Source organism: Klebsiella sp. 7-CIP_Kleb., from assembly GCF_050378655.1.
In the GTDB taxonomy this organism is placed as follows: domain Bacteria; phylum Pseudomonadota; class Gammaproteobacteria; order Enterobacterales; family Enterobacteriaceae; genus Klebsiella; species Klebsiella quasipneumoniae.
The window spans coordinates 32,418-54,618 of the sequence record NZ_JBNRLJ010000004.1 but is presented as its reverse complement, the minus strand read 5'-3'; the positions used below and the strand labels follow the sequence as shown (position 1 = coordinate 54,618).

At 59.3% G+C, this 22,201-nt stretch carries 18 protein-coding genes; 10 read left to right on the top strand and 8 right to left on the bottom strand.

The window, feature by feature from the left end; genetic code table 11:
* The first annotated feature begins 9 nt into the window (after positions 1–9).
* From fhuA to fhuB, 4 genes are read left to right on the top strand one after another with little or no spacing between them, the layout of a single operon-like run.
* On the top strand, positions 10–2,217 hold the full coding sequence (gene fhuA, locus ACQUTI_RS15780) for a ferrichrome porin FhuA (protein ID WP_004204430.1): 2,208 nt from the start codon (positions 10–12) through the stop codon (positions 2,215–2,217).
* Between the two features lie 45 nt (positions 2,218–2,262).
* A complete protein-coding gene (fhuC, locus tag ACQUTI_RS15775; RefSeq protein ID WP_004204431.1) occupies positions 2,263–3,060 on the top strand; it encodes a Fe3+-hydroxamate ABC transporter ATP-binding protein FhuC in 798 nt (265 codons plus the stop codon).
* Positions 3,060–3,950 carry a Fe(3+)-hydroxamate ABC transporter substrate-binding protein FhuD gene (gene fhuD, locus ACQUTI_RS15770; RefSeq protein ID WP_428923315.1) on the top strand — a complete coding sequence of 297 codons (891 nt, stop codon included), beginning with the start codon at positions 3,060–3,062 and terminating at the stop codon, positions 3,948–3,950. The genes fhuC and fhuD overlap by 1 nt, the downstream gene beginning before the upstream one ends.
* A complete protein-coding gene (gene fhuB / locus ACQUTI_RS15765) occupies positions 3,947–5,929 on the top strand; it encodes a Fe(3+)-hydroxamate ABC transporter permease FhuB (protein WP_004204433.1) in 1,983 nt (660 codons plus the stop codon). Before fhuD ends, fhuB begins: the two co-directional genes overlap by 4 nt.
* A gap of 136 nt (positions 5,930–6,065) precedes the next feature.
* Here fhuB and hemL read toward each other — a convergent pair whose 3' ends face one another.
* A complete protein-coding gene (gene hemL / locus ACQUTI_RS15760) occupies positions 6,066–7,346 on the bottom strand; it encodes a glutamate-1-semialdehyde 2,1-aminomutase (protein ID WP_004204435.1) in 1,281 nt (426 codons plus the stop codon).
* 180 nt (positions 7,347–7,526) lie between these two features.
* On the opposite strand from hemL, the gene clcA reads away from it, so the two are divergent.
* A complete protein-coding gene (gene clcA, locus ACQUTI_RS15755) occupies positions 7,527–8,945 on the top strand; it encodes a H(+)/Cl(-) exchange transporter ClcA (RefSeq protein WP_004204436.1) in 1,419 nt (472 codons plus the stop codon).
* An 81-nt stretch (positions 8,946–9,026) separates the two neighbouring features.
* Positions 9,027–9,371 carry an iron-sulfur cluster insertion protein ErpA gene (erpA, locus tag ACQUTI_RS15750; protein WP_002889275.1) on the top strand — a complete coding sequence of 115 codons (345 nt, stop codon included), beginning with the start codon at positions 9,027–9,029 and terminating at the stop codon, positions 9,369–9,371.
* 81 nt (positions 9,372–9,452) lie between these two features.
* On the opposite strand, the gene ACQUTI_RS15745 is transcribed toward erpA, so the two are convergent.
* The 3 genes from ACQUTI_RS15745 to mtnN are packed head-to-tail and all read right to left on the bottom strand — an operon-like array spanning position 9,453 to position 11,607.
* Positions 9,453–10,079 carry a TRIC cation channel family protein gene (locus ACQUTI_RS15745; protein ID WP_004204437.1) on the bottom strand — a complete coding sequence of 209 codons (627 nt, stop codon included), beginning with the start codon at positions 10,077–10,079 and terminating at the stop codon, positions 9,453–9,455.
* A 36-nt stretch (positions 10,080–10,115) separates the two neighbouring features.
* Positions 10,116–10,916: a vitamin B12 ABC transporter substrate-binding protein BtuF gene (btuF, locus tag ACQUTI_RS15740; protein ID WP_004204438.1), complete on the bottom strand. Its 801-nt coding sequence runs from the start codon at positions 10,914–10,916 to the stop codon at positions 10,116–10,118.
* Complete coding sequence (gene mtnN, locus ACQUTI_RS15735) at positions 10,909–11,607, bottom strand: 5'-methylthioadenosine/S-adenosylhomocysteine nucleosidase (protein ID WP_004204440.1); 699 nt, start codon at positions 11,605–11,607, stop codon at positions 10,909–10,911. The genes btuF and mtnN overlap by 8 nt, the downstream gene beginning before the upstream one ends.
* An 83-nt stretch (positions 11,608–11,690) precedes the next feature.
* On the opposite strand from mtnN, the gene dgt reads away from it, so the two are divergent.
* From dgt to cdaR, 3 genes are all read left to right on the top strand, one after another.
* Positions 11,691–13,205 carry a dGTPase gene (gene dgt, locus ACQUTI_RS15730; RefSeq protein ID WP_004204441.1) on the top strand — a complete coding sequence of 505 codons (1,515 nt, stop codon included), beginning with the start codon at positions 11,691–11,693 and terminating at the stop codon, positions 13,203–13,205.
* Positions 13,206–13,339: 134 nt separating this feature from the next.
* Positions 13,340–14,773: a serine endoprotease DegP gene (gene degP / locus ACQUTI_RS15725; protein WP_004145870.1), complete on the top strand. Its 1,434-nt coding sequence runs from the start codon at positions 13,340–13,342 to the stop codon at positions 14,771–14,773.
* A gap of 167 nt (positions 14,774–14,940) precedes the next feature.
* Positions 14,941–16,098 carry a DNA-binding transcriptional regulator CdaR gene (cdaR, locus tag ACQUTI_RS15720; protein ID WP_004204443.1) on the top strand — a complete coding sequence of 386 codons (1,158 nt, stop codon included), beginning with the start codon at positions 14,941–14,943 and terminating at the stop codon, positions 16,096–16,098.
* A gap of 120 nt (positions 16,099–16,218) precedes the next feature.
* Here cdaR and ACQUTI_RS15715 read toward each other — a convergent pair whose 3' ends face one another.
* The 4 genes from ACQUTI_RS15715 to map all read right to left on the bottom strand — a co-directional run bounded on the left by ACQUTI_RS15715 (position 16,219) and on the right by map (position 21,083).
* Positions 16,219–16,605: a DUF3461 family protein gene (locus ACQUTI_RS15715; RefSeq protein WP_002889292.1), complete on the bottom strand. Its 387-nt coding sequence runs from the start codon at positions 16,603–16,605 to the stop codon at positions 16,219–16,221.
* 107 nt (positions 16,606–16,712) lie between these two features.
* Complete coding sequence (gene dapD, locus ACQUTI_RS15710; protein WP_002889295.1) at positions 16,713–17,537, bottom strand: 2,3,4,5-tetrahydropyridine-2,6-dicarboxylate N-succinyltransferase; 825 nt, start codon at positions 17,535–17,537, stop codon at positions 16,713–16,715.
* A gap of 30 nt (positions 17,538–17,567) precedes the next feature.
* Positions 17,568–20,231 carry a bifunctional uridylyltransferase/uridylyl-removing protein GlnD gene (gene glnD / locus ACQUTI_RS15705; RefSeq protein WP_017900651.1) on the bottom strand — a complete coding sequence of 888 codons (2,664 nt, stop codon included), beginning with the start codon at positions 20,229–20,231 and terminating at the stop codon, positions 17,568–17,570.
* 57 nt (positions 20,232–20,288) lie between these two features.
* Positions 20,289–21,083, bottom strand: a complete 795-nt coding sequence (gene map / locus ACQUTI_RS15700) for a type I methionyl aminopeptidase (protein ID WP_004204446.1) — start codon at positions 21,081–21,083, stop codon at positions 20,289–20,291.
* Positions 21,084–21,404: 321 nt separating this feature from the next.
* On the opposite strand from map, the gene rpsB reads away from it, so the two are divergent.
* Positions 21,405–22,130: a 30S ribosomal protein S2 gene (rpsB, locus tag ACQUTI_RS15695; RefSeq protein ID WP_004204447.1), complete on the top strand. Its 726-nt coding sequence runs from the start codon at positions 21,405–21,407 to the stop codon at positions 22,128–22,130.
* Positions 22,131–22,201 lie beyond the last annotated feature (71 nt).

The window sequence follows — 22,201 nt, the reverse complement described above, 5'->3', positions numbered from 1 at the left end:
GATATACCCATGGCGCGTCCAAAAACTGCTCAGCCAAACCACTCGCTGCGTAAAGTCGCAGCTGTAGTAGCCACGGCGGTTAGCGGCATGTCTGTCTACGCACAGGCAGCAGAACAACCGAAGCAAGAAGAAACCATCACCGTCGTTGCCGCTCCGGCCGCCCAGGAAAGCGCCTGGGGACCGGCGCCGACCATCGCGGCGAAACGCTCCGCCACGGCGACGAAAACCGATACCCCGATTGAAAAAACGCCGCAGTCTGTGTCGGTGGTGACGCGCCAGGAGATGGAGATGCGCCAGCCGACGACGGTAAAAGAGGCGCTCTCCTATACGCCAAGCGTCTTCTCCACCCGCGGCAGTTCGACCACTTATGACGTGGTCACCATTCGCGGCTTCACCACCTCGACGACCGTCAACACCAACCAGTATCTGGACGGCATGAAGCTGCAGGGGAATAACTACTCTGAAGTCTCCATGGATCCTTACTTCCTGGAGCGCGTGGAAGTGATGCGCGGGCCAACTTCGGTGCTGTACGGCAACAGCAACCCGGGCGGTATCGTCAGCATGGTCAGCAAACGCCCGACCACCGAGCCGCTGAAAGAAGTGCAGTTTAAGATGGGCACCGACAATCTGTGGCAGACCGGGTTTGACTTCAGCGACGCCATTGATGATGCCGGCGTCTGGTCTTACCGCCTGACCGGCCTGGGCCGCAGCCAGGATGCCCAGCAGCAGATGGCGAAATCGACCCGCTACGCGGTGGCGCCCTCCTTTAGCTGGCGTCCGGACGATAAAACCGACTTCACATTCCTGAGCAACTTCCAGAATGACCCGGATGCGGGCTACTACGGCTGGCTGCCGCGTGAAGGCACCGTGGTGCCGTATTACGACGCCAACGGTAAGGCGCACAAGCTGCCAACCGATTTCAATGAAGGCGAGGCGGATAATAAAATCTCCCGCCGCCAGAAGATGGTGGGCTACAGCTTCTCCCATCAGTTCGATGACACCTTTACCGTGCGGCAGAACCTGCGCTATGCCGAGGTCGATACCCTGTATCGCTCGGTGTACGGCAATGGCTATGTCGCGCCGGGCTACATGAATCGCGCCTATGTGCGCTCCGACGAGCACCTGAACACCTTTACCGTCGATACCCAGCTGCAGTCTGATTTCGCCACCGGCGCGGTCAGCCATACGCTGCTGACCGGCGTGGACTACTCGCGGATGCGTAATGATGTGGATGCCGACTACGGGACGGCGGATCCTATCAGCATGAATAATCCGCAGTACGGCAATCCGAATATTCAGGTTACCTTCCCGTACGCGGTGCTCAACCGGATGGAACAGACCGGCCTGTACGCGCAGGATCAGATGGAGTGGGATAAGTGGGTCATGACCCTGGGCGGTCGTTACGACTACGCCACCACCTCAACGTTAACCCGCGCCACCAACAGCCTGGCGGAGAACCACGACCAGCAGTTCAGCTGGCGCGGCGGCATCAACTACCTGTTCGATAACGGTATCTCTCCGTACTTCAGCTACAGCGAATCGTTTGAACCGGTATCGGGCTCCAGCAGCAGCGGCAAGCCGTTCGATCCGTCGCGCGGTAAGCAGTATGAAGCCGGCGTGAAATATGTGCCGAAAGATATGCCGGTGGTGGTCACCGCGGCGGTCTATCAGCTGACCAAAGACAAGAACCTGACGGCGGATCCGGCTAACCAGGCGTTCAGCATCCAGACCGGCGAGATCCGCTCCCGCGGCCTTGAGCTGGAGGCGAAAGCGGCAGTTAACGCCAATATCAACCTGACCGCAGCCTACAGTTACACCGATGCGGAATACACTCACGATACGGTGTTCAACGGCAAACGTCCGGCGGAAGTGCCGCGTAATATGGCCTCCCTGTGGGCGGATTATACCTTCCACGAAACCGCGCTCAGCGGTCTGACGATTGGGGCCGGGGCGCGCTATATCGGTTCAACGGTCAGCTACTACAAAAATGACACCAGCACCGGTAAGAAAAATGACTCCTTTAGTGTGGCCGGTTATGCGCTGATGGATGCGACGGTGAAATACGATCTGGCGCGCTTTGGCCTGCCGGGATCGTCGGTCGGCGTCAACGTCAACAATCTGTTCGACCGCGAATATGTCTCCAGTTGCTACAGCGAATACGCTTGCTACTGGGGGGCCGGACGTCAGGTCGTCGCCACCGCCACCTTCCGTTTCTAACCACCTACGGGCGCGGTTCGCCGCGCCCTTTATCAGGTTATCGCTATGCAGGAACAGACTCCGCACGCAGAAACCACCTTCGCGTTGGATCGCGTCACTTTCCGTGTGCCTGGCCGCACGTTGCTCCATCCGCTCTCGCTCACCTTCCCGGCTGGAAAAGTCACAGGCCTGATCGGTCATAATGGCTCCGGTAAGTCGACGTTACTGAAAATGCTTGGCCGTCATCAGCCGCCTTCCGCAGGCGATGTGCTGCTGGACGGGCAGCCGCTGGAGAGCTGGGGCAGCAAAGCCTTTGCCCGCAAAGTGGCCTATCTGCCGCAGCAGCTGCCGCCGGCCGAAGGTATGACGGTGCGTGAGCTGGTGGCCATCGGCCGCTACCCGTGGCACGGCGCGCTGGGTCGCTTTGGCGCGGCGGACCGCGAGAAAGTGGAAGAGGCGATTGCGCTGGTGGGGCTGAAGCCGCTCGCCCATCGCCTGGTGGACAGCCTCTCCGGCGGCGAACGCCAGCGGGCGTGGATCGCCATGCTGGTGGCGCAGGATAGCCGCTGTCTGCTGCTCGATGAACCCACCTCGGCGCTGGATATCGCCCATCAGGTTGATGTCCTCGCGCTGGTGCATCGCCTCAGCCAGCAGCGCGGCCTGACGGTGATCGCCGTCCTGCACGACATTAATATGGCGGCCCGCTACTGCGACTATCTGGTGGCCCTGCGCGGCGGAGAAATGATCGCCCAGGGGACGCCGGCGGAACTGATGCGCAGCGACACCCTGGAACAAATCTACGGCATCCCGATGGGGATCCTGCCGCACCCGGCCGGCGCCGCGCCGGTAAGCTTTGTCTATTGATGATGACCTCGACTCAGATAACCCGACGCCGCCTGCTGACCGCGATGGCGCTCTCGCCGCTGCTGTGGCAGATGCGCGGCGCGCAGGCGGCGAACGTTGACCCGCAGCGCGTGGTCGCCCTGGAGTGGCTGCCGGCGGAGCTGCTGCTGGCGCTGGGCGTCACGCCTTACGGCGTGGCCGATATCCCCAACTATCGCCTGTGGGTGAACGAACCCGCGCTGCCCGACTCGGTGATCGATGTCGGTTTGCGTACCGAACCCAATCTTGAACTGCTGACGCAGATGAAACCGTCATTTATCGTCTGGTCGGCAGGCTACGGCCCGTCGCCGGAGAAGCTGGCGCGTATCGCCCCCGGCCGCGGATTTACCTTCAGCGATGGCAAACGTCCGCTGGCGATGGCTCAGCGCTCGCTGCTGGAGATGGCTGACCTGCTGGGCAAACCACAACAGGCTCAGCGCCACCTGGCGGAGTTTGAGGCGCTGATGGCGAGCCTGAAGCCGCGTTTTGCCGGGCGCGGCGACCGTCCGCTGTTGATGATCTCCCTGCTCGATCCGCGCCATGTACTGGTTTTTGGCGAAAACTGCCTGTTCCAGGAAGTGCTCGATCGCTTTGGCATCAAAAACGCCTGGCGCGGCGAAGCGGCGTTCTGGGGCAGCGTCAGCGTTGGCATCGACCGGCTGGCGGAATTTAACGAGGCCGATGTGATCTGTTTCGATCATGGTAACGAGCGGGAGATGACCCAACTGCTGGCGACCCCGCTGTGGCAGGCGATGCCGTTCGTGCGCGCGGGGCGCTTCCAGCGCGTTCCGGCGGTGTGGTTCTATGGCGCGACGCTGTCGGCGATGCATTTTGCCCGCGTGCTGGCCGAGGCCCAGGGGAGTCCGGCATGAATAGGCGTATTTCACCGTTAGCCATTATCCTGCTGGCCGGGCTGCTGGTTGCCGCCTTCGCGTTGAGCATCGTCAATCTCAATGTCGCCTTGCCCTATGCGCAATGGCGGCAGGCGCTGTGGCAGCCGGATAGCGATCGGATTGCCCAGATGCTGTTTCATTACAGCCTGCTGCCGCGGGTGGCCGTTTCACTGCTGGTGGGGGCCGGGCTGGGACTGGTCGGCGTACTGTTCCAGCAGGTGCTGCGCAATCCGCTGGCGGAGCCAACCACCCTTGGCGTCGCCACCGGCGCGCAGCTGGGGATCACGGTCACTACGCTGTGGGCCATCCCCGGCGTGCTGGCGTCGCAGTTTGCCGCGCTGGCCGGAGCCTGTCTGGTGGGAGCGCTGGTGTTTGGCGTCTCCTGGGGCAAGCGCCTGTCGCCGGTAACGCTGATCCTGGCGGGCCTGGTGGTCAGCCTCTACTGCGGGGCGCTTAACCAGCTGATGGTGATTTTCCATCACGACCAGCTGCAGAGTATGTTCTTGTGGAGCACCGGGACGCTGACGCAAACCGACTGGAGCGTGGCGCAGCGCCTGTGGCCGCAGCTGCTGGGCGGCGCAGTACTCACGCTGCTGCTGCTGCGTCCACTGACCCTGATGGGGCTCGATGACGGAGTGGCGCGCAACCTTGGGCTGGCGTTGTCTCTGGCGCGCCTCGGCGCCCTGACGCTGGCGATCGTGATGAGCGCGCTGCTGGTCAACGCGGTCGGGATTATCGGCTTTATCGGCCTGTTCGCGCCGCTGCTGGCGAAAATGCTCGGCGCCCGTCGACTGCTGGCCCGGCTGCTGCTGGCGGCGCTGATCGGCGCGCTGCTCCTGTGGCTTTCAGATCAGGTGATCCTCTGGCTGAGCAGGGTATGGCGGGAAGTCTCCACCGGCTCGGTCACCGCCCTGATTGGCGCGCCGCTGCTGCTGTGGCTGCTGCCGCGGCTGCGCAGCATCAGCGCCCCGGTGATGAACGGCGGCGATAACGTGCAGCCTGAGCGCTATCACGTGCAAGGGTTTGTTCTCGGGGGCGTCGCGTTGCTGCTGCTGGCGGTGAGCGTGGCGCTGGCCTTTGGTCGCGATGCCCACGGTTGGCTGTGGGCTCACGGCGATCTGCTGGAGCAACTGCTGCCCTGGCGCTGGCCGCGAGTGCTGTCGGCGCTGTTCGCCGGGGTGATGCTGGCGGTCGCCGGCTGTATTATCCAGCGCCTGACCGGCAACCCGATGGCCAGTCCGGAAGTGCTGGGCATCAGCTCCGGCGCCGCCTTTGGCGTGGTGCTGATGCTGTTCTTCGTCCCTGGCGACGCCTTTGGCTGGCTGCTGCCGGCCGGGAGCCTTGGCGCGGCCGGCACCTTGCTGATCATTATGCTGGCCGCCGGGCGCGGCGGCTTTTCGCCGCATCGGATGCTGCTGGCGGGGATGGCGCTCAGTACCGCCTTCACCATGCTGCTGATGATGCTGCAGGCCAGCGGCGATCCGCGCATGGCGCAGATCCTGACGTGGATCTCAGGGTCGACCTACAGCGCGACGCCGGAGAGGGTGGTCCGCAGCGGCGCGGTGATGCTGCTCCTGCTGGCGCTGGCGCCGCTCTGTCGCCGTTGGCTGACCATCCTGCCGCTGGGCGGGGAGGCGGCGCGAGCGGTGGGCATGGCGCTGACCTCATCGCGGATTGTTCTGCTGCTGCTGGCGGCCTGCCTGACGGCGGCGGCGACGCTGACCATCGGCCCGCTGAGCTTCGTCGGGCTGATGGCGCCGCATATCGCACGGATGATGGGCTTCCGGCGCACGCTGCCGCATATGGTGATCTCCGGGCTGACTGGCGGGCTGCTGCTGGTCTTCGCAGACTGGTGCGGACGAATGATCATGTTTCCCTACCAGATCCCGGCGGGGCTGTTATCAACCTTTATCGGCGCGCCGTACTTTATCTATTTGCTGAGGAAGCAGAGCCGCTAACGATCCCGGATGGCCTCAACATCCCCGGTGGCGCTATCGCTTACCGGGGCTACAGCGCTGTGCGATTTGGTAGCCCGGATAAGGCGCAATGCGCCGCATCCGGGAAAATCCCTGCGTCACCAGGCATTCAAGCACCTTACAGTTTGGCAAATACCCGACGCGCGGCGTCGATGGTATTGTCGATATCTTCTTCGCTGTGGGCGACGGACATAAAGCCAGCCTCAAACGCTGACGGCGCCAGGTACACGCCTTCCTCCAGCATCAGATGGAAGAAGCGCTTGAAGCGTTCGACATCGCACTTCACGACGTCCTGATAGCAGGTGACAGTTTCGGCATCGGTAAAGAAGATGCCGAACATACCGCCGACGTTATTGACCACCAGCGGGATCCCGGCGTCACGCGCCGCATCAAGCAGACCTTGCGCCAGCTGGTTGGTCAGCTCGGTGAGGGTTTCATGTACGCCCGGCTGCGCCACTTCGCTTAAGCAGGCGAAGCCGGCGGCCATGGCGATCGGGTTACCGGAGAGGGTACCGGCCTGATAAACCGGGCCGGTGGGCGCCAGCGCGTCCATCACCTCGCGACGGCCGCCGAAAGCGCCTACCGGCATCCCGCCGCCGATGATTTTCCCGAGACAGGTCAGATCCGGCTCCACGCCGTAATAAGCCTGCGCGCCCGCCAGCGCCACGCGGAAGCCGGTCATCACTTCGTCGATGATCAGCAGGGCGCCAAATTCGTCGCACAGCGCGCGCAGGCCCGGCAGGAACTCCGGCTGCGGCGGAATGCAGTTCATATTCCCGGCGACCGGCTCGACGATGATGCAGGCGATATCCTGTGGATATTGCTCGAACGCCGCGCGCACCGAGGCGAGGTCGTTATAGGTGCAGGTCAGGGTGTGTTTGGCGAAATCAGCCGGCACGCCCGGCGAGTTCGGCTGGCCGAGGGTCAGCGCGCCGGAACCGGCTTTCACCAGCAGGCAGTCGGCATGGCCGTGGTAGCAACCTTCGAACTTGATGATCTTGTCGCGGCCGGTGAAGCCGCGCGCCAGGCGAATCGCGCTCATGGTGGCTTCGGTACCGGAGTTCACCATCCGCACCATATCCATGGTCGGTACCAGCTCGGTCACTAGCGCCGCCATTTTCACTTCCATTTCGGTCGGCGCGCCAAAGCTCAGGCCGCGTGACGCCGCCTCGATCACCGCGTTGCGGATCGCCGGATGGTTGTGGCCCAGCACCATCGGACCCCAGGAGCCGACATAATCGATATAGGCCTTTCCATCCACGTCATAGAGGTAAGCGCCATCCGCGCGTTCGATAAACAGCGGGGTGCCGCCGACGCCGGTAAAGGCGCGCACCGGCGAGTTAACGCCGCCGGGGATCAGTTCGCGCGCAGTATGGTACAGATTTTCAGATTTGCTCATGTCCAGGGTCCTGGTTCGTGAAAAATGTTTTATCGGCTATTCTAAGTTATTCCAGGATGGTTATGAAAGTTTTGCCCAATTGAAACAATGTGCCGCAAGGGCATTTTTTTGACGACGCAGCGCGCCGGGGCGGCTAAAATGCCTCTCTCTTCATTTGTATTACCAATAACTGATAACGGCATGAAAGCAGAAACTCCCTCTTTTGAAGCACATCAGTTCGTGCGGGTGCGTCGCGGCGATGCGGTGCGCCGCTTAATTCAGCGCGATAAAACGCCGCTGGCGGTGCTGTTTATGGCGGCGGTGGTCGGCACGCTGGCCGGGCTGGTGGGTGTGGCGTTTGAAAAGAGCGTGAACTGGGTGCAGAACCAGCGGATCGGCGCGCTGGCGCAGGTAGCGGACCACTGGTATCTGGTCTGGCCGCTGGCGTTTATCTTGTCGGCGTTGCTGGCGATGGTCGGCTATTTCCTCGTGCGCCGCTTTGCGCCGGAGGCTGGCGGATCGGGGATCCCGGAGATCGAAGGGGCGCTGGAGGAGCTGCGGCCGGTGCGCTGGTGGCGCGTGCTGCCGGTGAAATTCATCGGCGGCATGGGAACCCTGGGCGCCGGAATGGTGCTGGGACGCGAAGGGCCGATGGTGCAGCTTGGCGGCAACATTGGGCGCATGGTGCTGGATATTTTCCGCATGCGCAGTCCGGAAGCGCGGCACACGCTGCTGGCGACCGGCGCGGCATCGGGTCTCTCAGCGGCTTTTAACGCGCCGCTGGCTGGTATCCTGTTTATCATCGAAGAGATGCGCCCGCAGTTCCGCTACAACCTGATCTCCATTAAAGCGGTATTTACCGGCGTGATCATGTCGAGCATTGTGTTTCGCATTTTTAACGGCGAGGCGGCAATTATAGAGGTGGGCAAGCTGAGCAATGCCCCGGTGAATACCCTGTGGCTGTACCTGGTGCTGGGGATGCTGTTTGGCTGCTTCGGCCCGCTGTTTAATTTTCTGGTGCTGCGCACCCAGGATCTGTTCCAGCGCATTCACGGCGGCAACATCAAAAAATGGGTGTTAATGGGCGGGATCATCGGCGGGCTTTGCGGTCTGCTGGGGCTGATGCAGCCCTCCGCGGTGGGCGGTGGCTTTAACCTGATCCCCATCGCCGCCGCTGGTAACTTCTCCGTCGGTTTGCTGCTGTTTATCTTTATTGCCCGCGTGGTGACCACGCTGATCTGCTTCTCCTCCGGCGCGCCGGGGGGCATCTTCGCCCCGATGCTGGCGCTCGGCACGCTGCTGGGCACGGCGTTCGGCATGGCGGCTATTCCGCTGTTTCCGTCCTACCATCTCGATGCCGGCACCTTCGCTATCGCCGGCATGGGCGCGCTGCTCGCCGCCTCGGTGCGCGCGCCGCTGACCGGGATTGTGCTGGTGCTGGAGATGACCGATAACTATCAGCTCATTTTGCCAATGATTATTACCTGCCTTGGCGCAACACTACTGGCGCAATTCCTCGGCGGTAAGCCTTTGTATTCGACCATTCTGCAACGTACTCTGGCGAAGCAGGAGGCCGAGCAGGCGGCAAAAGCGCAGCAGGCGCCCCGGGAGAATACTTGAACGATTTACCAGGGTATTAGATAATGGCTCAAAAGGCCCGGTTATTCTTTAACCGGCCGGAAGTATCAATGGGAGCAAAAAATGAGTGATGACGTAGCGTTGCCGCTGGAGTTTACCGAAGCCGCAGCCAATAAAGTAAAACACCTGATTGCGGATGAAGATAATCCGAACCTGAAACTGCGCGTGTATATTACCGGCGGCGGTTGCAGCGGTTTCCAGTATGGCTTCACCTTCGACGATCAGGTGAACGAAGGGGATATGACCATTGAGAAACAGGGTGTCGGCCTGGTGGTTGACCCAATGAGCCTGCAGTATCTGGTCGGCGGCTCTGTCGACTATACCGAAGGGCTGGAAGGTTCGCGCTTTATCGTGACCAACCCGAACGCGAAAAGCACCTGCGGCTGTGGATCCTCGTTCAGCGTGTAAAGCGAGTGCGACCGGGCGTCTTCCCCTTCTGCGAGAGGGTGCCAACGTTAAAAACGGTAACCTCAGGTTACCGTTTTGCTTTTATGACCGTCCGTTATCGTCCAGCGCAAACGTCGGCAGCTTCAGGTGCCAGCGGATCGCCGCCAGACGAATCACCAGGGTCACCACCATCCCCATCATCGCCGAATTCTCCAGCGGGAGATGAAAGGTGTCGTGCGCGGTGGCGTGGACAATGCCGCCCACAATACAGGCGGTGGCGTAGATCTCGGTGCGCAGAATCATAGGAATTTCGCGCGCCAGCACGTCGCGGATTATCCCGCCGCCAACGCCGGTCACCACGCCCATGCACACCGCGACCAGCGGGCCGCTGCCGGCGAGAAACGCTTTATTCACCCCGATGCCGACAAACACCGCCAGACCGACGGCATCAAGAACGGGCAGGATCCATTTCGGCAGCCGGCGCGGCTGGCGGACCAGCAGGATGGTCAGCATGCTGGTGACCATCGCCACCACCAGATCGGTGGGATCTTTGACCCAGAATACCGGGCCATTCGCCAGCGCCATATCGCGGATGGTACCGCCGCCCACGGCCGTCACCACGCCTAACACCAGCACGCCGAATGGGTCCATACGCAATTTCCCCGCCAGCAGAACGCCGGAGATCGCGAAGACAGCTGTGCCAATAATATCCAGCCAATAGACAAGCATCGTTGATTCCCACTGAACATCCGGTATGCCGGATGGTTATTTTACCTGGTCGAGCGCCGCACAAAGTTGTTTGGCGGCGAGGATAATACGTGGGCTTGCGCGTTCAAACCAGTCGCTGTGTAACGCAATCAACGAAATGGTGAGCTGATGTTGCCAAAAGCGCTGCGCTTCGGCGATGCGGCTGGCGTCGCCGGTCACCACAATCGCCTGCGGCTGACGGGCCAGCACCTGTTCGCGGCTCACCTGCGGCCAGGGAACGCGGCTGGCGGCAAAGATATTCTCGCCGCCGCACAGCCTCAGCACTTGATCCTGAATTGAGCCGGGGCCGCTGGTGAATAGCGGTGCGGAACCGAACTGCAGGAAGACGCGTTTCTTCGGCGCGCTGGCATAGCGCGCTTTCAGCGCATCGTATTCCTGCTGCATCGCCTGCGCCGCCTGCTGTGCTTTTTCCGGCTGTGGGCTCCACTGCGCCAGCTGACGCAGGGTGGCGATGATCTCTTCGATGGTCGAAGTCTGTACCCACAGGACGTGGATCCCCAGCGACTGCAGCTGGTTAACCTGACGTTCGGCATTACCCCCGCGCCAGGCCAGCACCAGGTCTGGCTTGAGCGCTACGATGCGCTCCAGGTTCATTCCCTGCCAGCTGGCAACTTGCTCAATCGTTTTGGCCTGCGGCGGATAATCGGAATAACTGCTGACGCCGACCGGCGTGATCCCGGCGGCAAAGGCCAGTTCGGTATTGGCGGGGGAGAGGGTGATCACCCGCGGCGCGGCCAGCAGCCACGCCGGGGCGAGTAACAGCAGCGCGGCAAGCGCGAAGGAGAGCGACTTAGCCACGTGCCAGGTTCTGTACCAGATTCTCCACCATCAGGGTGGACTGTCTGGCGGCGACCGCAAGGAACTCCTCAAAGCTGAGGTGGGACTGCTGGTCGGCCACATCGGAGATGGCGCGAACCACCACGAAAGGAACCTTAAAGTTATGGCAGACGTGAGCGATGGCGGTCGCTTCCATTTCCACAGCGATCGCCTGCGGGAAATTATGGCGGATCTTCGCCAGACCGACAGAGCCGTTAATGAAGGCATCACCGCTGACGATCAGGCCGCGAACGGCATTGAGATCTAACGCGTTAATGCAGCTCTCCGCCGCGGCCACCAGTTTTTCGTCCGCTTTAAAGCCGGCCGGACAGCCAGGCAACTGGCCGTACTCATAGCCGAAGGCGGTGACGTCGGCGTCGTGGTAGCGCGCTTCATCGGAGACGACGATATCGCCGACCTTCAGCGTCGGGGCCAGGCCGCCGGCAGAGCCGGTATTAATGATCACGTCAGGCTGGCAGCGCTCCAGCAGCAGGGTCGCGCCCATCGCCGCCGCCACTTTCCCGATACCAGACTTCAGCAGCGCGACGTCAACGCCGTGAAGTTGGCCGGTATAGATTTCGCTCCCGCCAATAGTGATAGTCTGGCGGTTTTCGATTTTGTCGCGCAGAAGGGTAACTTCCTCTTCCATAGCGCCAATAATGCCAATTTTCATAGATTTACTCGCGATGTGTCAGGTTTAGTTGCATAGTCTATCATGCGCTTAAGGGGAAGCGTATTGCTCGCGCGGGAGAGGCTATGGCAAAGATTGATTTTCGCAACAAGATAAACTGGCGTCGACGCTTCCGTTCGCCGCCGCGTGTCGAGACGGAGCGCGACATCCTGCGGATCTTCGAAAGCGATCGGGGACGGATCGTCAACTCGCCGGCAATCCGTCGCTTACAGCAAAAAACTCAGGTCTTCCCGCTGGAGCGCAACGCGGCGGTGCGTACCCGCCTGACCCACTCGCTGGAGGTGCAGCAGGTGGGACGCTATATCGCCAAAGAGGTGCTGAGCCGGCTGAAAGAGCTGAGGCTGCTGGAAGAGTATGGCCTGGAAGAGCTGACCGGGCCATTCGAGAGCGTGGTGGAGATGGCCTGCCTGATGCACGATATCGGCAATCCCCCGTTTGGCCATTTTGGCGAGGCGGCGATTAACGACTGGTTCCGCCAGCGTCTGGCGCCCGGCGATGCGCTCGGGCAGCCGCTGACCGACGATCGCTGTGAAGTGCAGGCATTACGCTTGCATGAAGGGGAAACGTCGCTTAACGCGCTGCGCCGCAAAGTGCGCCAGGATCTCTGCAGCTTTGAGGGCAACGCCCAGGGCATTCGTCTGGTCCATACGCTGATGCGCATGAATCTGACCTGGGCGCAGGTCGGCTGTATTCTGAAATATACTCGGCCGGCGTGGTGGTCTGAGGCGACGCCAGCCAGCCACAGCTATTTAATGAAAAAGCCTGGCTACTATTTAGCCGAAGAGGAGTATGTGGCGCGCCTGCGTAAAGAACTGGATCTGGCGCCTTACAATCGGTTCCCATTAACCTGGATTATGGAAGCCGCGGATGACATCTCATATTGCGTCGCGGATCTTGAGGACGCGGTGGAAAAACGTATTTTCAGCGCTGAGCAGCTTTATCAGCATCTTTACGACGCCTGGGGCTGCCATGAAAAAGGATCGTTATTCTCGCAGGTAGTGGAAAATGCCTGGGAGAAATCACGAGCCAATTCCCTGAAACAGAGCGCGGAAGATCAGTTTTTTATGTATTTGCGGGTGAACACGCTGAATAAGCTGGTGCCCTACGCGGCGCGCCGATTTATTGACAACCTGCCGGCCATCTTTACGGGCGACTTTAATCATGCGCTGCTCGAGGACGACAGCGATTGCAGTCAGCTGCTGGAGCTTTATAAAAATGTGGCGATGAAACAGGTGTTTAGCCATCCGGATGTCGAGCAGCTGGAATTGCAGGGCTACCGGGTGATCAGTGGCCTGCTGGATATCTATCAGCCGCTGCTGAAATTATCGCTCGAGGATTTCAGCGAATTAGTGGCGCAGGAGCGGGTACGGCGTTTACCCATTGCCTCCCGGCTGTATCAGAAACTATCAACCCGCCACCGGCTGGCCTATGTGGAAGCGGTAAATAAGCTGGCGCGCACGGCGCCTGAATTTGCGCTGATGGAATACTATTATCGCTGCCGTCTGATTCAGGATTATATCAGCGGGATGACGGATTTGTATGCGTGGGATGAATATCGGCGGCTAATGGCGGTGGAATAAGCTGGAGTTTTGTAAAGATGGACAATAAATTTTTACTTTTTCCAGAAACTTAATTCCGGAACTTAGCGCTATAAAATGACTCTGATAGTCACGTACACAGCAACTTTCGTTTTCTGATATTGAGATTGAAACTGATGAAAAAAACCACGTTAGCAATGAGTGCACTGGCTCTGAGTTTAGGTCTGGCGTTGTCCCCGCTCTCTGCGAGCGCGGCAGAAACGGCATCTTCGGCCACTAATGCACAGCAGATGCCAAGCCTGGCCCCGATGCTGGAGAAGGTGATGCCGTCGGTGGTGAGCATTAACGTTGAAGGTAGCACCACCGTTAATACCCCACGGATGCCACGTAACTTCCAGCAGTTCTTTGGCGATAACTCGCCGTTCTGCCAGGACGGTTCTCCTTTCCAGAGTTCGCCGTTTTGCCAGGGCGGCGGACAGGGCGGTCAGCCTGACGGCGGCCAGCAGCAGAAATTTATGGCGCTGGGCTCCGGCGTGATCATTGATGCGGCCAAGGGGTATGTGGTGACCAACAACCACGTCGTGGACAACGCCACCACAATTAAGGTTCAACTGAGCGATGGCCGTAAGTTTGATGCCAAAGTGGTTGGCAAAGATCCGCGCTCTGATATCGCGCTGATTCAGATTCAGGATCCGAAAAACCTGACGGCGATTAAGCTCGCCGACTCTGACGCGCTGCGCGTTGGCGACTACACCGTGGCTATCGGTAACCCGTTCGGTCTGGGCGAAACCGTGACCTCCGGGATTGTTTCCGCGCTGGGTCGTAGCGGCCTGAACGTGGAAAACTACGAAAACTTTATCCAGACCGATGCGGCGATTAACCGCGGGAACTCCGGCGGCGCCCTGGTGAACCTCAACGGCGAGCTGATCGGCATCAACACCGCCATTCTGGCGCCGGACGGCGGCAACATCGGTATCGGTTTTGCTATCCCAAGCAACATGGTGAAAAACCTGACCGAGCAGATGGTGAAATATGGCCAGGTGAAACGCGGCGAGCTCGGCATCATGGGGACCGAACTGAACTCTGAGCTGGCGAAAGCGATGAAAGTCGACGCCCAGCGCGGCGCCTTTGTCAGCCAGGTGATGCCGGGGTCGGCGGCCGCGAAAGCGGGCATTAAAGCCGGCGACGTGATCACCTCTCTCAACGGGAAGGCGATCAGCAGCTTCGCCGCGCTGCGTGCCCAGGTCGGCACCATGCCTATCGGCAGCAAAGTTGAGCTTGGTCTGCTGCGCGACGGCAAACCGGTGACCGTGACCGTCGAACTGCAGCAGAGCAACCAGACCCAGGTTGACTCCAGCACCATCTTCAACGGGATTGAAGGGGCGGAAATGAGCAACAAGGGTCAGGACAAAGGTGTGGTGGTCAATAATGTGAAAGCCGGTACCCCGGCGGCGCAGATTGGCCTCAAGAAAGGCGACGTCATCGTCGGGGCGAACCAGCAGCCGGTGAAAAACATCGCCGATCTGCGGAAAATCTTCGACGCCAAACCGTCCGTGCTGGCGCTGAACATTCAGCGCGGCGACGCCTCTATCTATCTGCTGTTGCAGTAACAGTCAGCGCTCGCTCTCCAGCCCCTTCCCTCGCCGAGGGCAGGGGCTTTTTTTCGTTCTGTGACCGCTTCCACAACTCCACATATCTCACCCGGGCTTCGGGCATATGCACAATGCAGCAGAGCAACGACTCTTTTATGCTGGTGCCCTGCAAAGGGGAGGATTACATGGCTGGCTGGCATCTTGATACCAAAATGGCGCAGGATATTGTGGCGCGGACGATGCGCATCATCGATACCAACATCAACGTGATGGATGCCCGCGGGCGGATTATCGGCAGCGGCGATCGGGAAAGGATTGGTGAATTGCACGAAGGCGCGCTGCTGGTGCTTTCCCAGGGGCGGGTGGTGGATATCGACGATGCGGTGGCTCGCCATCTCCACGGGGTGCGCCAGGGCATTAACCTGCCGCTGCGCCTGGAGGGGGAGATTGTCGGGGTGATCGGCCTGACCGGCGAGCCGGAGTCGCTGCGAAAATATGGCGAGCTGGTGTGCATGACGGCTGAGATGATGCTTGAGCAGTCGCGACTGATGCATCTCCTGGCGCAGGACAGCCGTCTGCGCGAAGAGCTGGTGATGAACCTGATTCAGGCGGAAGAGCATACCCCGGCGCTGAACGAATGGGCGCAGCGTTTAGGAATTGATCTGAATCAGCCGCGCGTGGTGGCGATGATTGAGGTGGACAGCGGCCAGCTCGGCGTGGACAGCGCGATGGCGGAGCTACAGCAGTTGCAGAACGCGCTGACCACCCCCGATCGCAATAATCTGGTGGCCATTGTCTCGCTCACGGAAATGGTGGTGTTGAAACCGGCGCTGAACAGCTTTGGCCGCTGGGACGCAGACGATCACGTCCGCCGCGTCGAGCAGCTTATCGCCAGGATGAAAGAGAATGGGCAGCTCCGCTTCCGCGTGGCGCTGGGCAACTTCTTCACCGGCCCCGGGAGTATCGCCCGCTCTTACCGTACCGCACGCACGACGATGATGGTGGGCAAGCAGCGGATGCCGGAGAGCCGCTGCTACTTCTATCAGGATCTGATGCTGCCGGTGCTGCTTGACAGCCTGCGCGGCGGCTGGCAGGCCAATGAGCTGGCCCGTCCGCTGGCACGTCTCAAGGCGATGGACAACAACGGGCTGCTGCGGCGGACGCTGCAGGCGTGGTTTCGCCATAACGTGCAGCCGCTGGCGACGTCAAAGGCGCTGTTTATTCATCGCAATACCCTGGAGTACCGTTTGAATCGTATCTCGGAGCTGACGGGGCTGGATCTTGGCAGCTTTGACGACCGGCTGCTGCTGTATATTGCGCTGCAGCTGGATGAACAACGCTAAGGCGTGGAGGTAAAAAAATGCCGGGTAGCGACTCGCCATACCCGGCCTTGGAGGATGCATGCTGTCGGTAGCGGCTTGATACCGCCAGCCCGGTCAGGCGACGCGCCGCCGGGGATGCGCTTACTTACGGGTGAGCTTTTCCAGATCGGCTTCGATTTCGCTGATCTTGTTGGTGACCACACTTTCCAGATGGCGTAAATCGTCGAGGATTTTACGCTTGAGATCGATTTCAGTGCGATCGCGCTGGCAGATCTGATCCAGCTCATCGATAACGTAGCGCAGGTTCGGGCTGATCTCCTGGACCTCTTTGTAGCCCTGGCCGACGCCGTCGGCGACGACGGTTTTGCGCTGACGCGGATATTTGAACTTCACGCTCTTGGCGAAGAATTCGCCTTTGTCTTTCTGAAAGTAAATTTTCAGAATGTCGTTGTTAGCTTCCTGCCGCAGGCTATAGCGATCGATCTCATCAGGGTTGGTAATGCCAAGACTTTTCAGATTATCGTACATAACGGTACCTTTGATAGCATCATAACCATTGAATAATTAACGAAAAAATCCATTTTCGCCAGCATCAAATATAAAAAAAGCGGGATATCTCCCGCTTTTTATTTGCTTTAGTCGATGGTGCGCAGCAGTTCGTTAATGCCGACCTTGCCGCGGGTTTTGGCATCGACTTTCTTCACGATCACCGCGCAGTACAGGCTGTATTTACCATCTTTCGACGGCAGGTTGCCTGATACCACTACCGAGCCAGCCGGCACGCGGCCGTAGAAGACTTCGCCGGTTTCGCGATCGTAGATTTTGGTGCTCTGACCGAGGTAAACGCCCATGGAGATCACGGAGCCTTCTTCGACAATCACCCCTTCAACCACTTCAGAGCGCGCGCCGATGAAGCAGTTATCTTCGATGATGGTCGGGTTCGCCTGCAGCGGCTCCAGTACGCCACCAATGCCGACGCCGCCGGACAGGTGAACGTTTTTACCGATCTGCGCGCAGGAGCCGACGGTGGCCCAGGTGTCAACCATGGTGCCTTCGTCAACGTAGGCGCCGATGTTCACATAGGACGGCATCAGCACGGTGTTGCGGGCGATGAACGCGCCCTGACGAACCGCTGCCGGCGGCACCACGCGGAAACCTTCTTTCTGGAAACGCGCTTCGTCATAGTCAGCGAATTTCATCGGGACTTTATCGAAGTAGCGGCTTTCCGCACCATCGATAACCTGGTTATCGTTAATACGGAAAGAGAGCAGTACCGCCTTCTTCAGCCACTGATGCGTCACCCACTGACCGTCGATCTTCTCAGCGACGCGCAGCGCGCCGGAATCCAGAAGGGCGATAACCTGGTTAACCGCTTCGCGGGTCACGGTGTCCACATTAGCCGGCGTGATGTCGGCGCGACGCTCGAAAGCGGACTCAATAACGTTCTGTAACTGCTGCATTGTTTCTTTCCATTCACTAAAAAAAATACGTCACCCTTTATCGTTTGGATTGAGGGCCGCTGTCAACCGTTGTTGCACTTCTTGTTGCAGCTCATTATTAAGGGCACGCCGGTCGGCGGTAGCGATTATAAATAAATCTTCTACTCGCTCACCAATTGTCGTAATTCGCGCCCCGTGAAGCGAAATTCCGAGGTCGGCGAATACCTGACCGACACGGGCGAGCAGCCCGGGCTGGTCAAGGGCTATCAGCTCGAGAAACGATTTCCGATCGGTATGGGTCGGCAGGAAATTTACCTCGGTGTCCACCGAGAAATGACGCAGTTTTGCCGCCTGACGACGGGGCGCCGGGGGTTCCCAACTGCGCTGCGTGATAGTCTGTTCCAGACCCTGGCGGATCGCTTCGTGGCGATCGGCGGACAGCGGACTGCCGTCGGGTTCGAGGACAATAAAGGTGTCCATCGCCATGCCGTCGCGGGTGGTGAAGATCTGCGCATCGTGGACGCTGAGGTTGCGACGGTCCAGTTCGCCACACACCGCGGCGAACAGGTAAGGGCGATCCGGGCTCCAGATAAAAATCTCCGTTCCGCCGCGGGTGGCCTGCGAGCTCAGGAGGATCATCGGCTTATTCAGATCGTGGCGCAGCAGGTTGCGGGCGTGCCAGGCGAGCTGCGTCGGCGTATGTCGCACGAAATAGTTGGCGCGGCAGCGGTTCCAGATCTGATGCAGCGCCTCTTCATTAATATTGTCCATCCGCAGCAGGGCCAGCGCCTGCAACTGATGGTGACGCACGCGTTCGCGCATGTCCGGGGTGCTTTGCATGCCGCGACGCAGCTGTTTTTCAGTGGCGAAATAGAGTTCGCGCAGCAGGCTCTGCTTCCAGCTGTTCCACAGGGTTTCGTTGGTGGCGCAGATATCGGCGACGGTCAGACACACCAGATAGCGCAGGCGATTTTCCGTTTGCACCTCCTCGGCGAACTGCTTAATCACCTCCGGATCCTGAATATCGCGCCGCTGGGCGGTGACCGACATCAGCAAGTGGTGACGCACCAGCCAGGCGACCAGCTGCGTTTCCCGGGAGTTCAGCCCGTGCAGCTCGGCAAACTTCAGCACATCCTGCGCGCCGAGGATCGAGTGGTCGCCGCCGCGCCCTTTGGCGATGTCGTGGAACAGGGCGGCGATTAAAATCAGCTCCGGGTGCGTTAAGCGCGGCCATAGCTCCACGCACAGCGGGTGGCGGCTACGAGTCTCTTCTTTAGCAAAACTCTCCAGCTTGAGCATCACGCGGATGGTGTGTTCATCGACGGTATAGGCGTGAAACAGGTCGAACTGCATCTGGCCGACGATATGGGACCACTGCGGCATATAGGCCCACAGCACGCTGTGACGATGCATCGGCAGCAGTCCGCGACTCACTGCTCCCTGATGGCGCAGCATGCTGAGAAAGAGCGTGCGCGCCTCCGGGATATAGCACAGCGGCTGGGTCAGATGGCGGCGGGCGTGACGCAGATGGCGCAACGTCGTGGAGTAGATGCCGGTGATGGTGCTGTTGCGCACCATAATATAAAACATGCGCAGAATGGCCTGCGGCTCGCGAATAAACAGCGTATCGTCACGCAGATCGATCAGCGTGCCGCGCAGCTGGAAGTCATCATCGATCGGGCGCGGTTTTTCATCCTCGGTCAGCGCAAGGATGGCCTCTTCAAACAGCTGCAGCAGCATCTGATTCAGCTCGCTCACCCGGCGGGTGACGCGGAAGAAGTCCTTCATCATATGCTCAATCGGCTGGTTGCCGTCGCCTTCATAGCCGAGCCGGCGGGCGACGCTGAGCTGGCGGTCGAAAAGCAGGCGGTTGTCATAGCGAGTGAGTTCGAGATGCAGCGCGAAGCGGATACGCCACAGTTGATGCAGACACTCGTTGAGCTCATTGCGCTCGGCTTCGGTCAGAAAACCGAAGCCGACCATCTCATCCATTGAGGTGGCGCCGAAATGGCGGCGAGCCACCCACTGTAGCGTATGGATATCGCGCAGGCCGCCGGGGCTGCTTTTCACGTCCGGCTCGAGGTTATAGCTGGTGCCGTGATAACGCTGATGACGGACGTTCTGCTCTTCGACCTTGGCGGCGAAGAACTTTTCTGATGGCCAGAAGCCGTCGCTAAAAATATGTTTTTGCAGCTCAAGGAACAGCGCGACGTCGCCGATCAGCAGGCGCGATTCGATTAAGTTCGTGGCGACGGTGAGATCTGAAAGCCCTTCCAGTAAACACTCTTCGAGAGTGCGTACGCTATGGCCTACCTCCAGTTTGACGTCCCACAGCAGCGTCAGCAGTTCGCCGACCTTTTGCGCCTGGTCGTCCGGCAGCTTTTTGCGGCTGAGGATCAGCAGATCGACGTCAGAAAGCGGATGCAGCTCGCCGCGGCCATAGCCGCCGACGGCCACCAGCGCCAGGTCGCAGACGGATTCGAATCCACTGGCGATCCACAACCGCTGCAGCAGCTGGTCGATAAATTCGGTGCGCGCCGCAATGAGCAGCTCCGCGGCGATACCGGCGTCAAACGCCTCGCCCAGCCAGTGCTGAAAGGTATCGATGTGCGCCTTTATTGCAGCACAGTTCAGATCGCCCTGCGGCCAGCTCACCGGATGTTCCGGCGGGATGGGCAGAAGAGGGGAGGCTGTGTCAGGTAATGAGTTGCTCATCGCGTCACCATAAGAAAAAACTATCTAATAAAAAAGCCGGCGGGCGCCGGCTTTTCATCATTCATCGTGCGAGATTATCGCCGGGATGGTGTCATCCTTACGTAGCGTCAGAATTTCGCAGCCGTTGTCTGTCACCACAATAGTATGCTCATACTGTGCAGACAAGCTCCGGTCTTTAGTTTTCACCGTCCAGCCGTCTTTCATGCTGCGGATCTCTTTTTTACCGGCGTTGACCATCGGCTCGATGGTAAAGGTCATGCCTGGTTTGAGCACGACGTTGGTTTCCGGCGAGTCGTAGTGCAGCACCTGCGGCTCTTCATGGAAGCCGCGGCCGATGCCATGACCGCAGTATTCGCGAACCACGGAGAATCCTTCCGCTTCCACATATTTCTGGATCGCCGCGCCGATGGTGCGCAGATTGATGCCCGGCTTCACCATCTTCAGCGCCAGGTACAGGCTTTCCTGAGTGATGCGGCACAGGCGCTCGCCGAGAATCGTCGGTTTGCCGACGATAAACATTTTGGAGGTATCGCCATGGAAATCATCTTTAATGACGGTCACGTCGATATTCACGATATCGCCATCTTTCAGCAGTTTGCCGTCGTCAGGGATACCGTGACAGACCACTTCGTTGACCGAAATGCAGACGGATTTCGGATAGCCGTGATAGCCGAGACAGGCGGAAATGGCCTTCTGCTCGTTAACGATATAGTCGTTACAGATACGGTCCAGTTCGCCAGTGCTGACGCCCGGCTTAACCCAGGGTTCGATCATTTCCAGCACTTCAGCGGCCAGGCGACCGGCAACGCGCATTTTTTCAATATCTTCAGATGTCTTAATAGAGATAGCCATGGAGTATGTCCAGCAGTGTCGATATTTTCGACAATAATAGAGTAAGTCCTGTCAATGGTAACAGTCCGGGCAGGCTGGTGCCAAACTGAGAATCATTAACAGCACGCGACGTCAACAAGAGTTGGTGTCTGGGTGGATTTTGTGGTATAAAGCGCGCCGGACTTCCGATCCATCTCAGATACACAGGATGGACGGGAGCGACAAATCTCACTTTGTGTAACAACACACACGTATCGGCACATATTCCGGGGTGCCCTTTGGGGTCGGTAATATGGGATACGTGGAGGCATAACCCCAATTTAATCTATAGAGGTTTTAAACATGGCAACTGTTTCCATGCGCGACATGCTCAAGGCTGGTGTTCACTTCGGTCACCAGACCCGTTACTGGAACCCGAAAATGAAGCCGTTCATCTTCGGTGCGCGTAACAAAGTTCACATCATCAACCTTGAGAAAACCGTACCGATGTTCAACGACGCTCTGGCTGAACTGAACAAGATCGCTGCTCGTAAAGGTAAAATCCTTTTCGTTGGTACTAAGCGCGCTGCAAGCGAAGCGGTAAAAGACGCTGCTCTGAGCTGCGACCAGTTCTTCGTGAACCATCGCTGGCTGGGCGGTATGCTGACTAACTGGAAAACCGTTCGTCAGTCCATCAAACGTCTGAAAGACCTGGAAACTCAGTCCCAGGACGGTACTTTCGACAAGCTGACCAAGAAAGAAGCGCTGATGCGTACTCGTGAGCTGGACAAGCTGGAAAACAGCCTGGGCGGTATCAAAGACATGGGCGGCCTGCCGGACGCACTGTTCGTAATCGACGCTGACCACGAGCACATCGCTATCAAAGAAGCAAACAACCTGGGCATCCCGGTATTTGCTATCGTTGATACCAACTCTGATCCGGACGGCGTAGACTTCGTTATCCCGGGTAACGACGATGCAATCCGCGCAGTAAGCCTGTACCTGGGCGCTGTTGCTGCTACCGTTCGTGAAGGTCGCTCTCAGGACCTGGCTTCTCAGGCGGAAGAAAGCTTCGTAGAAGCTGAATAATAAGGTTTAAGCCCTTATTAGTACCGTGTATGAATAGGGGCCCATTATCGGCCCCTTTTTTCAATTTACGC

What these genes read in the sequence shown, in the direction of transcription:
- clcA (WP_004204436.1), top strand. Translation starts at nt 7,527, where the DNA reads ATGAAAGCAGAAACTCCCTCTTTTGAAGCACATCAGTTCGTGCGGGTG.
- dapD (WP_002889295.1), bottom strand. Translation starts at nt 17,537, where the DNA reads ATGCAGCAGTTACAGAACGTTATTGAGTCCGCTTTCGAGCGTCGCGCC.
- degP (WP_004145870.1), top strand. Translation starts at nt 13,340, where the DNA reads ATGAAAAAAACCACGTTAGCAATGAGTGCACTGGCTCTGAGTTTAGGT.
- rpsB (WP_004204447.1), top strand. Translation starts at nt 21,405, where the DNA reads ATGGCAACTGTTTCCATGCGCGACATGCTCAAGGCTGGTGTTCACTTC.
- mtnN (WP_004204440.1), bottom strand. Translation starts at nt 11,607, where the DNA reads ATGAAAATTGGCATTATTGGCGCTATGGAAGAGGAAGTTACCCTTCTG.
- fhuB (WP_004204433.1), top strand. Translation starts at nt 3,947, where the DNA reads ATGAATAGGCGTATTTCACCGTTAGCCATTATCCTGCTGGCCGGGCTG.
- ACQUTI_RS15745 (WP_004204437.1), bottom strand. Translation starts at nt 10,079, where the DNA reads ATGCTTGTCTATTGGCTGGATATTATTGGCACAGCTGTCTTCGCGATC.
- ACQUTI_RS15715 (WP_002889292.1), bottom strand. Translation starts at nt 16,605, where the DNA reads ATGTACGATAATCTGAAAAGTCTTGGCATTACCAACCCTGATGAGATC.
- hemL (WP_004204435.1), bottom strand. Translation starts at nt 7,346, where the DNA reads ATGAGCAAATCTGAAAATCTGTACCATACTGCGCGCGAACTGATCCCC.
- fhuA (WP_004204430.1), top strand. Translation starts at nt 10, where the DNA reads ATGGCGCGTCCAAAAACTGCTCAGCCAAACCACTCGCTGCGTAAAGTC.
- glnD (WP_017900651.1), bottom strand. Translation starts at nt 20,231, where the DNA reads ATGAGCAACTCATTACCTGACACAGCCTCCCCTCTTCTGCCCATCCCG.
- fhuD (WP_428923315.1), top strand. Translation starts at nt 3,060, where the DNA reads ATGATGACCTCGACTCAGATAACCCGACGCCGCCTGCTGACCGCGATG.
- map (WP_004204446.1), bottom strand. Translation starts at nt 21,083, where the DNA reads ATGGCTATCTCTATTAAGACATCTGAAGATATTGAAAAAATGCGCGTT.
- erpA (WP_002889275.1), top strand. Translation starts at nt 9,027, where the DNA reads ATGAGTGATGACGTAGCGTTGCCGCTGGAGTTTACCGAAGCCGCAGCC.
- dgt (WP_004204441.1), top strand. Translation starts at nt 11,691, where the DNA reads ATGGCAAAGATTGATTTTCGCAACAAGATAAACTGGCGTCGACGCTTC.
- fhuC (WP_004204431.1), top strand. Translation starts at nt 2,263, where the DNA reads ATGCAGGAACAGACTCCGCACGCAGAAACCACCTTCGCGTTGGATCGC.
- cdaR (WP_004204443.1), top strand. Translation starts at nt 14,941, where the DNA reads ATGGCTGGCTGGCATCTTGATACCAAAATGGCGCAGGATATTGTGGCG.